General features: G+C 67.8%; 13 protein-coding genes. 5 read left to right on the top strand and 8 right to left on the bottom strand.

Translation table 11 applies throughout. The annotated features are described in order from the left end of the window. Positions 1 to 10 precede the first annotated feature (10 nt). Both WS54_RS21725 and WS54_RS21730 read left to right on the top strand, forming a co-directional pair. Complete coding sequence (locus tag WS54_RS21725) at positions 11 to 838, top strand: alpha/beta hydrolase (protein ID WP_059785782.1); 828 nt, start codon at positions 11 to 13, stop codon at positions 836 to 838. A gap of 111 nt (positions 839 to 949) precedes the next feature. Further along, positions 950 to 1843 carry a LysR family transcriptional regulator gene (locus tag WS54_RS21730; protein WP_059785784.1) on the top strand — a complete coding sequence of 298 codons (894 nt, stop codon included), beginning with the start codon at positions 950 to 952 and terminating at the stop codon, positions 1841 to 1843. A gap of 58 nt (positions 1844 to 1901) precedes the next feature. On the opposite strand, the gene WS54_RS21735 is transcribed toward WS54_RS21730, so the two are convergent. Beyond that, positions 1902 to 3371 (bottom strand): MFS transporter, encoded by a 1470-nt coding sequence (locus WS54_RS21735; protein ID WP_059785786.1) that lies wholly within the window; start codon positions 3369 to 3371, stop codon positions 1902 to 1904. A gap of 520 nt (positions 3372 to 3891) precedes the next feature. Between WS54_RS21735 and WS54_RS21740 the strand changes: the two genes are divergently transcribed. The 3 genes from WS54_RS21740 to WS54_RS21745 all read left to right on the top strand — a co-directional run bounded on the left by WS54_RS21740 (position 3892) and on the right by WS54_RS21745 (position 4955). Then, complete coding sequence (locus tag WS54_RS21740) at positions 3892 to 4263, top strand: GFA family protein (RefSeq protein WP_034207334.1); 372 nt, start codon at positions 3892 to 3894, stop codon at positions 4261 to 4263. Further along, positions 4260 to 4388 carry a hypothetical protein gene (locus WS54_RS34385; RefSeq protein WP_257127842.1) on the top strand — a complete coding sequence of 43 codons (129 nt, stop codon included), beginning with the start codon at positions 4260 to 4262 and terminating at the stop codon, positions 4386 to 4388. The genes WS54_RS21740 and WS54_RS34385 overlap by 4 nt, the downstream gene beginning before the upstream one ends. 111 nt (positions 4389 to 4499) lie before the next feature. Further along, positions 4500 to 4955 carry a MarR family winged helix-turn-helix transcriptional regulator gene (locus WS54_RS21745; RefSeq protein WP_006482257.1) on the top strand — a complete coding sequence of 152 codons (456 nt, stop codon included), beginning with the start codon at positions 4500 to 4502 and terminating at the stop codon, positions 4953 to 4955. A 52-nt stretch (positions 4956 to 5007) separates the two neighbouring features. Here WS54_RS21745 and WS54_RS21750 read toward each other — a convergent pair whose 3' ends face one another. The 7 genes from WS54_RS21750 to WS54_RS21780 all read right to left on the bottom strand — a co-directional run bounded on the left by WS54_RS21750 (position 5008) and on the right by WS54_RS21780 (position 9253). Further along, positions 5008 to 5724 (bottom strand): GNAT family N-acetyltransferase, encoded by a 717-nt coding sequence (locus WS54_RS21750; protein WP_059785791.1) that lies wholly within the window; start codon positions 5722 to 5724, stop codon positions 5008 to 5010. 168 nt (positions 5725 to 5892) lie between these two features. Then, positions 5893 to 6222, bottom strand: coding sequence for a DUF4148 domain-containing protein (locus tag WS54_RS21755; protein ID WP_059785794.1), 330 nt, complete (start codon positions 6220 to 6222; stop codon positions 5893 to 5895). A 74-nt stretch (positions 6223 to 6296) separates the two neighbouring features. After that, on the bottom strand, positions 6297 to 6623 hold the full coding sequence (locus WS54_RS21760; protein ID WP_059785797.1) for a DUF4148 domain-containing protein: 327 nt from the start codon (positions 6621 to 6623) through the stop codon (positions 6297 to 6299). Between the two features lie 62 nt (positions 6624 to 6685). Beyond that, a complete protein-coding gene (locus WS54_RS21765) occupies positions 6686 to 7012 on the bottom strand; it encodes a DUF4148 domain-containing protein (RefSeq protein WP_059785800.1) in 327 nt (108 codons plus the stop codon). A 66-nt stretch (positions 7013 to 7078) separates the two neighbouring features. Next, entirely contained in the window at positions 7079 to 7498 is a 420-nt protein-coding gene (locus tag WS54_RS21770) for an organic hydroperoxide resistance protein (RefSeq protein WP_034201940.1), read from the bottom strand. Between the two features lie 559 nt (positions 7499 to 8057). Then, the gene (locus WS54_RS21775) at positions 8058 to 8609 is read right to left on the bottom strand and encodes a shikimate kinase (protein ID WP_059785804.1); all 552 of its coding nucleotides are present in this window, start codon (positions 8607 to 8609) and stop codon (positions 8058 to 8060) included. Then, complete coding sequence (locus WS54_RS21780; protein ID WP_059785806.1) at positions 8606 to 9253, bottom strand: hypothetical protein; 648 nt, start codon at positions 9251 to 9253, stop codon at positions 8606 to 8608. The genes WS54_RS21775 and WS54_RS21780 overlap by 4 nt, the downstream gene beginning before the upstream one ends. Positions 9254 to 9276: the final 23 nt, after the last annotated feature.

The raw sequence follows: 9276 nt of genomic DNA on the forward strand, positions 1-9276 counted from the left end.
GCACTTTCGAATGACGACGCTCTATCGCGGCATGGACCGCACGGCGCTCGACGCCGCGTACCTGAACACGAAGGCTGTTGCCGATTTCCCGGCGTTGCTCGCATCATGCCGGGCGCGCAGCGCGGCGCTGTACGCAGCGACGCCCGGCCGCCGCGACCTGCGTTACGGCGCGCAGCCCGCGCAGCGCTTCGACTGGCTGCCGTGCGGGCAGCCCCACGCGCCGCTGTTCGTGTTCATCCACGGCGGCTACTGGCAGCACTGCGCGAAAGAGGATTTCGCGTATGCGGCGGCTGGGCCGCTCGCGCGCGGCTACGACGTCGTGCTCGCCGAATACACGCTCGCGCCGGTCGCGACGATGACCGATATCGTCGGCGAGATTGGCGCGCTGCTCGACCATCTGGCGGCCGACCCCGCCGGCCTCGGCATCTCGGGAAGGCCGATCCACCTGAGCGGCCATTCGGCGGGCGGCCACCTGACGGCCATGCACCGCGCGCATCCGGCCGTCGTGTCGGCGCTCGCGATCAGTCCGCTCGTCGATCTCGAACCGATCGCGCTGTGCTGCCTGAACGACAAATTGCAGCTCACCGCGCACGAAGTCGACGCATACAGTCCGCTGCATCGCATCGAGCGCGGCGCTCCGACCGTCGTCGCGGTCGGCAACGCCGAACTGCCCGAGCTCATCCGGCAAGCGGACGAATACGCGACGGCGTGCGAAGCCGCCGGCGAGCGCATCGCCCGCGCGTGGCTGCCCGGCATGCAGCACTTCGCGGTGCTCGACGATCTCGCGACGCCGGACGGCGCGATGCTCGCCGCATTGCACGACATCGCGCCGCGCTAGCCGCGCCACGTCGGCCACGACGACCATATCGCACGCGCATCGCGCGGCGTATGATCGGCGTCAGGCCGGCGCGCCGACTGCGTATCCCGCACGGCCTTCCAGGACCCCGACATGGTGAACCCGCTTCATTTCGATCTGCAGTCGCTGCGCGTGTTCGCGCTCGTCGCCGAGCACGGCAGCCTGACGAAGGCGGCCGAACACGGCCAACTCACGCTGTCGGCGGTCAGCAAGCGCATCGCCGAACTCGAAAGCGTGACCGGCAGCGCGCTGTTCGTCCGGCATGCGCGCGGCGTCGAGCTGACGCCCGCGGGCCGCGCGCTGCTCGAGCATGCGGCGAAGGTGATCGAGCAGGTCAACCGGATGGCGCACGAGATGAGCGACTACGTCGCCGGCGTGCGCGGCCACATTCACGTATGGACCAACACGTCGGCGATCGTCCAGTTCCTGCCCGCCGATCTCGCCGCGTTCCTCACCGGCAACCCCGGCATCAAGGTCAGTCTCGAGGAGCGCCTGAGCCACGAGATCGTCGACGCGCTCGCGTCGGGCAAGGCCGATCTCGGCGTATTCGCCGACAACGTGCCGGCGCCCGGCATCGAACGGCGGCTGTACCGGCGCGACGAGCTCGTGCTGCTCGTGCCACGCACGCATCGGTTCGCGGCGCGCGACAGCATCCGCTTCGCGGATACGCTCGACGAGGACTACGTGGGCCTGAGCGACGGCAGTTCGCTGCTCGCGCGCATGACCGACGCCGCGTTCGCGGCCGAGCGCTCGCTGAAGCTGCGGATCCAGGTATCGAATTTCGACGGCGTGAGCCGGATGATCGAAGCCGGCCTCGGCATCGGCGTGCTGCCGCGCGATGCGGTAACCGGCGAGCGGGCGGCGCGGCTCGGTGTCGTGAAGCTCGACGACGCGTGGGCGACGCGCACGCTGTGGGTCGGCGTGAAGGCGGGCACGGTGCTGACGACCGACGTCGCGAAGCTGTTCGAGTTCATGTCGGCGCGGTAACTGCGGCACCACGCGACGTAGGGCGCACGCCTGCGTGCGCGCCGCGCCGGTCGCGGCGTTACACCGGATTGATGTCGTCCTGGCTGCGCCGCGTGGTCACCGGCCCGAGCACGCGCAGCGTGACGGCGACGATGCCGAGCGCGGCCGAAATCACGCCGAACATCGCGCCCGCGCCGTAACTGCCGAGCACCGGCAGCAACACGAACGGCAGCGCGCCGCTGACGATGCGCGACAGCGCATACGTGCTGCCGATCGCCGTCGAGCGCACGCGCGCGGGGAAGATCTCGGCCTGGTACACGTGATACGCGTTACTGAACACGTTCGACGCGCACGTCGTCAGGAATCCGAAGACGACGATCAGCACGGTATTGCCCGAATACGCGAAGCACAGCCCGAACGCCGCGATCGACAGGATCGACACGATCACGAGCGTGCGGCGCTCGATCCAGTTGAGCAGCGGAATCGACAGCAGCGACCCGACTGGATAACCGACGAACGACAACGCGATGAACAGCGTGCTGTCCGTCACGTCGAAACCGCGGCTCTTCACGACCGTGCCGGCCAGCGTGCCGAACCCGTAATAACCGAAACCCTGGAACAGGTGAAAGATCGCCAGCATCAGGTAGCGCGCGCCATACGGTCGGCGGCGCAGCAGCGCGATGCGCTCGCCGAGCCCGAGCGGCCGCTGCGGCTCGACCGGTTCCGCGAAATGTTCGGGCACGTGCACGCCGGCGCTTTCCGCGAAGCGCCGCAGCGCCGCGTGCGCGTCGGCCGTGCGGCCTTGCGCGAGCAGCCAGCGCGGGCTTTCCGGCAGCCGGTGCCGGACGAGCAGGACGTACACGGCGCCGACGCTGCCGATCGCGAGGATGATGCGCCAGCCGGCGACGCCCGCCACCTGCAGCGGGTTCAGCCACAGCGCGAGAAAGCCGACGAGCGGCACCGCGACGTACGAAGTCGTATAGGCCCACGCGGCGAGCCGCCCGCGCTTGTCCTTCGGCAGGATTTCGGACAGGTAGCTGTCGGCGACCGGATAGATCGCGCCGACGCCGATGCCGGTCAGGAACCGGCACGCGACGAGCATGTCGGCGTTCACCGAAAACGCGCCGACCAGCGAGAACGCGCTGTACCACCCGAGCGTGAGCAGGAATGCCTTGCGCCGGCCGATACGGTCGGCCAGGCTGCCGAGGCACATCGCCCCGACGAACATGCCGATGAACGCGGACGCCAGCAACAGCTTGAAATCGGCGCTTTGCCGGCTCAGCCCGTATTCGTGCTGCAACGCGGAGCCGATCGTACTGACGAGAAAGATCTCGTACATGTCGAAGAACAACCCGATGCCGATCACCCAGACGACGAACCGATGCAACCCACCGACCGGCAGATCGTCCATGAAATCGCCGAGCGTGACGCGACGGCCGGGGAGGGCCGCCGCGTCGACGCCGACGCCTGCGCCGGCTGAAGCGGCCGGCGGCCGGGCGGATTCGGGTCCGCCCGCATGGCCGCCGAGGTCGAGGGATTGGCTGTTCATCGTGTCTCCTGATTATCGATATGCGGTGGTGCGGGGCCGAGCCGTTCGCCACCGGCGTAACGCGTCGGCCGCGCGACGCGGCGGCAGGCATCGCCGGGCTCGTGCAAGCGCCGGCCATGCGGGCCGTGCCGATCGTCCGACACATGGTGGGCAAATCGGCCGCGCGTGATAATTGCGGATGTTTCAAGCGTCCTTTCCCGAGCAGAAAGGGTAGGGTGGGCGCGGCAGCCCGACTTCGCGCGACAGGCCGCTGCAGCCTGCGTGGCGCGCGGGCGCGTATCGACGACGATGAGCGCCCGCGCCATCCGGCGGACCGGGAAAACCATGACGCCGGTTGCAGCCGAGGGCGGAATGCTGCGCCGCAATGCGCGGGGCGACACGTCGCCGACGAACCGTGCGTTCGAGCGCGCGCGCCGCGGATTTGCAATGTCCTGTATCTGCGCCGACCGTCGATACAGTGCGATACAACGCCCGCGCGCGGGTTCGCTATAAAGCAGGCATGACCGTTTCGGAGCCCACCATGTCTGCCACCTGGTTCAAAGGGTCCTGCCATTGCGGGGCCGTCAAATTCGAAGTCACGACGGCCATTGCGCCGGCCGTGCGCTGCAACTGCAGCCTGTGCCGCCGGCGCGGCGCGCTGATGAGCCCGATGTTCGCCGCCGCCAACCTGACGATCGTCGAAGGCGAGGGCGTGCTGACGTGCTATCGCTTCAACACGCACACCGCGCGCCACTATTTCTGCAGCCGGTGCGGCGTCTATCCGTTCCATCAGACCCGCAAGGATCCGGCATGCTGGCGCGTCAATCTCGGCTGCCTCGACGGCGTCGATCCGTATGCGCTCGACGCGACGGTCGCCGATGGTGCGAGCCTCTCGGTCGTGGAGGACGCATGAAACGCTGGCTGATGATCCTGCTGTTTGCCGCGGGCGGGCTCGCGACCGAAATCGCGCATCCGGTGCAGTGCACGTTGTTGTCGGTCAGCCGTCAGCCAACTGGCAAGCGCCGCAAGCCGGGCTGAGCGAGCACGATGCGCGTCGGTCGATCGACACCGATTATCATGCTTCCGATAAGATCGCATGCGATATATAATGCGATCGTCTGCGACCCTTCGTGTCGCTGGAGGAAGTCCATGAAACCGACCGAAACCCCGTCGCCCGCCGCGCCGAAGCTGTCCGAGTTCCTGTGCTTTGCGATCTACTCGGCGAACCTCGCGTTCGGCAAGGCATACAAGCCGATCCTCGACGAGCTCGGCCTCACGTATACGCAGTACATCACGATCATTGCGCTGTGGGAGCAGGACAACCAGACCGTCGGCCAGCTCGGCGAGAAGCTGTTCCTCGAATCCAACACGCTGACGCCGATCCTGAAGAAGCTCGAGGCGATGGGCTATCTGGAGCGGCATCGCGATCCGTCCGATGAGCGCCAGGTGCTCGTCAGCCTGACGAAAAGCGGTCGCCGCGTGCGCGAGAAGGGGCTCGACATGAACCTGGTCGAAGCCACCGGCCTGAAGCCGGACGAGTTCGCCAAGGTGCAGAAGGCGATCGTCACGCTGCGCGGCAACCTGATCCGGTCGACCGAAGCATAAAGCCATCCGGACACGGCAAGCGGCCGACGCGAGAATCGCGCCGGCCGCATTGTCACGCGCGTGCGTCGCCCAGCACCAGCAGGCGCATCTCGCGACGGACGGCGAAACCGAGCGCGAGATAGCGTTCGATCGCCACCTGGTTCGTCGTGAGGACGTGCAGGAAAGGCGTTTCCGCACGCGCACCGATCGTCGCGATCAACGACCGAATCAGCCGCGCGGCCAGCCCTTGCCGCCGAAACGCAGCATCCACGCAGACGGCGCTGATCTCGGTATATCCGTCGACCTGCATCCGCTGGCCCGCCATCGCGGCCAGCCGGCCTTCGCGGCGCACGCCGATGTAGTGGCCAAGCTCGCACGTGCGCGGCCCGAACGGGCCCGGCTGCGCGGCGGCGGTCAGCGCGAGCATGTCCGGCACGTCGGCTTCGCCGAGCGGGACAGATTCCGCGTCGTGCGTCGGATCGAACGTCCGTTGCCAGGTCATTTGAAGCAACGTCGCGCGCCGGATCACCGACAAGCCTGCCGGCGGCTCGATCTCGTCCGGCGTGACGAGCGCCGCCGGCCCGTGTGCGGCGATCAGTTCGCGCAGCGCATCGAACGACGCCGGGCTCGTGTCGTCGATCGCGGCAAACGGCGCGATGGCCGCCGGGAACCGCAGCGCGCGGCCCTCGCCGAACGCGAAACGGCGCTGCCTGCCCGCGAGCGCATTCCAGACGACCCGGTCGAGCACGTGCGCATCGCCTGTCGCGTTTCCGATCATGGCGTCCGGCATCGGCGGCTCCTGGGTGGAAGATGGGGTGCCGCACAGAATAATCCCGGATCCGGCGAACAGGTAGCGGCGACGATGCAGTTCGGGACGATACAAATAAAAAAGCGCACGCGATTACATCGCATGCGCTTTATATGATGGGCTTCGGCGGCCGAATTCGCCGTACCGCGCTCAATGGCCGAAATAGATAGACCGCTCGGCGGTACGCACCGTGTTGCGGCTGCCGGACTGCGTGGCACCGCCGGCATCGCTGCCGTAACCGGCTGCCTGCGTATCGGCCGCGACGGCATCGTGATCGCGAATCCGGCTCAGCGCGGCCTGGATATTGTCCGGGTAGTTCGGATCGTTCGGGCGATTCGGCTGGTAGCCGGCTTGCTGCAACGCGGCCAGTTCCGCACGCACCTGCGCACGCGTGACGGTGCTTTCGCCGGCAAAAACCGGTGCGGCGACAGAAGCCGACACGGCAACGAGAAGGGCGGCAATCAGTTGGGTCTTCATCATTCACCTCGACAGGGATTCAGGAATTCAGGGTTTGCGCATCGCACGCCGGCCATCGGCGCCGTTCGCGCGTTCGTTCAATGGCCGAAGTAGATCGAGCGTTCGGCGAGTCGCGTCGCCGGCCGGCTGCCCGACTGCGTCGCGGCGGCGGCATCGCTGCCGTAACCGGATGCCGCAGCATCGGCCGCCACCGCGTTGTCGGCGTGAATGCGCGTCAACGCGGCCTGCAGGTCGTCCGGATAGTGCGGATCGTTCGCGCGGCCAGGCCGATAACCGGCCTGTGCCAGTTGGACGAGTTCGGCGCGGACTTGCGCGCGGGACACGACGGCCTCGTCGGCAAACGCCGGTGCGGCGGCAGAAGCGGAAACAGCGACGAGAAGGGCAGCGATCAATCGGGTTTTCATCGTTCACCTCGACAAAATGGAATCAGGGATAAAGGGAATCAGGGTTCACGTACCGCGCGTGCTCAGTGACCGAAGTACACCGAGCGCTCGGCCACGCTTGCGACGTGCCGGCGGCCGGATTGCGTCGCGGTGTCGCCGTCGCTGCCGTAGCCGGACGCGGCGGCGTTGGCCGCGACGGCATCGTCGGCGTGGATCTGCGTCAGCGCGGCCTGCAGATCGTTCGGGTAGGTGGCGTCGGTCGCGCGGTTCAGCGGATAGCCGACGCGTTGAAGCTGCACGAGTTCGGCGCGCACCTGCGCACGCGTCACGGTGGCTTCATTGGCAAACGCCGGAGCGGCAACGGCAGCCGAAACAGCGACGAACAGGGCAGCGATCAGTTGGACTTTCATGTTTCACCTCGATGGAAAAGGAATCGGGAATTCGGGAGGGCGGCGCTCGGCCGCCCGATGCCACGTTCAGGCGATCCGGATGTCGACGTCGATGTTGCCGCGCGTCGCTTTCGAATACGGGCAGGTCTGGTGCGCGGCGTCGACGATGCGTTGCGCGACGTCGCGCTCGAGCCCCGGCACGCTCACGTTCAGCCGGGCCTGCAGGAAGTACGCGTTGCCCGCCGTGCCGAGATCCACTTCGGCGTCGACCGCGAGATCGGCCGGCAGCGTCACCTTCGCGGCGCGCGCCGCAAGCTGCATCGCGCCGATGAAGCAGGCCGACCAGCCGGCTGCGAACAGCTGCTCCGGGTTGGTGCCGGTGCCGGCGCTGCCCGGCGACGACAACTGGATGTCGAGGCGGCCATCGGAACTGCGCGCGGCGCCGTCGCGGCCGCCGGAAGTCGTATGCGTCTTGCCCGTGTACAGCACTTTGTCGATCTTGCTCATCATTTGCTCCGTCGGTTGGTTTGTCTCAGATGCGATTCGATCGCATGCGACGCAGTTTCCGCTTGATGACCACCTACGTCAAGCGCATTCGATTAAATCGCATGCGATATTTTGTATTTCAATGTATCTGGATCGTGTAGCGCCTTGCTGGACAAGGCTTTTAGGCGATCCGGCGACAATGGCCGGACATCGACGAACGGCGAACGATTCCGGAAAGGCCGCGGGAAAGCGGAGCAGTCGTCCGGTCAACGCTTGCCTAAAGCGAACAGGCGCCTCGTCATTATTTCGCTTTCTACAGCGCACCGTCTCTTCCAGCCTTGCCGGCCCGATCGCGAGCGACCCGCCGACGTCCTGCCGGGTGGTTCGACGAGTACGGATTCGCGGCGTGCGGCGCGTCGATTCTTCTGTCGCGGAACACGCCGTTTGATCACGCAACAGAACCATCCGGATAACTTTTCTTATCACAACGGCACGATAAAGAATCCGAACTCACCATTTCAAAAACGCGCGTGATACCGAACGCGCGCTCGATTCGAAGGGCAGGGAAGCGAAAGCACCGTCACTCCGGCGCCTTCATCCGCGCAAACAGCAACGTCAATACTTCCGCCGTCGCGCGCGCGACATCATGTGCGGCCGTATCGACCAGCGCATGCGCGCATTCGCGATACAGCGGGTCGCGCATCCGGTACAGCGCGGCGAGCGTCTGCTGCGGCTCGCCCGACTGCAGCAGCGGCCGCCGCCGCGTGTCGTCGCGCGTCCGCCGCCACAGCACATCGGGATCCGCATGCAGATAGATCACGCTGCCGCGTTCGCTCAGGCGTGCGCGGGTGCGCGGATTCAGGACCGAGCCGCCGCCGGTCGCGACGACCACGTTCGTGCGCTGCGTCAGCTCGTCGACGATCTGCGTTTCGAGCAGCCGAAAGCCGCCTTCGCCGACCACATCGAACAGCGCGGGGACCGAGCGCCCCGTGCGCCGTTCGATCTCGTCGTCGCTGTCGGCGAACGCCCAGCCGAGCGAAGCCGCGAGCGCGCGGCCAAGCGTCGACTTGCCCGCACCCATCATGCCGACCAGGAACGCGCGCCCGCCAGCCGGCGCGACCACGCCGCTCATAGCCGTCGCGCGAGCGGCCAGCGCGCCCGCGTCGCCAGACAGATCCGTCGCGCGCGCACCGCGTCCGACAACGTGTCGAGCGCCGCGCCGGTCGACGCGTCATCGGCGTCGAGCAGCGCGCCGAGCACCGGCGCGTCGGGATCGCCGGCCACGAGGTGCTCGGCCGCGTCCGCCGCGATGGTCCGCGGCGTGCGTTCAGGCTCCGCGTCGCGCCCCGGCCGCCGCCACCTGCCGTGCAGATCGCGCCACCGCACGACCAGCCCGTAGAGCAGCGCACCGCCGGGCACGGCCGTGTCGTCGGGTGCCGCCGCCGAACCGTCGGGCGTCGTACACCGTGTGACCCAGCTCGCGAATTCGAGCAGCGACGCGTCGTGGGCCACCGTCGCCGCGTCGAGCGCCACGGCTACGCCGGCGTCCCGCAGCCGACCGAGCAGCGGCCGCACGCCGTCGTGCACGCCACCGCACGGCTGCAGCAGCACCTCCAGCTCGTCCTCATGGCGGCATGCGAGCGCGCGGTGCCGCTCGAGCGTCGCCGGCTCGAGCAATGCCTGCGCCGCATGCCTGACGATCACGATCGCGCGATCGTCCCGCCGCTCGACGATCGCGCCGATCCGGCGCCGGGCGCGCGCCACCGTGCAGCTCACGTGCCGCTCCCGAGCAGGCGCGC

The sequence above is a fragment of the Burkholderia sp. NRF60-BP8 genome (assembly GCF_001522585.2).
Classification (GTDB): Bacteria; Pseudomonadota; Gammaproteobacteria; order Burkholderiales; family Burkholderiaceae; genus Burkholderia.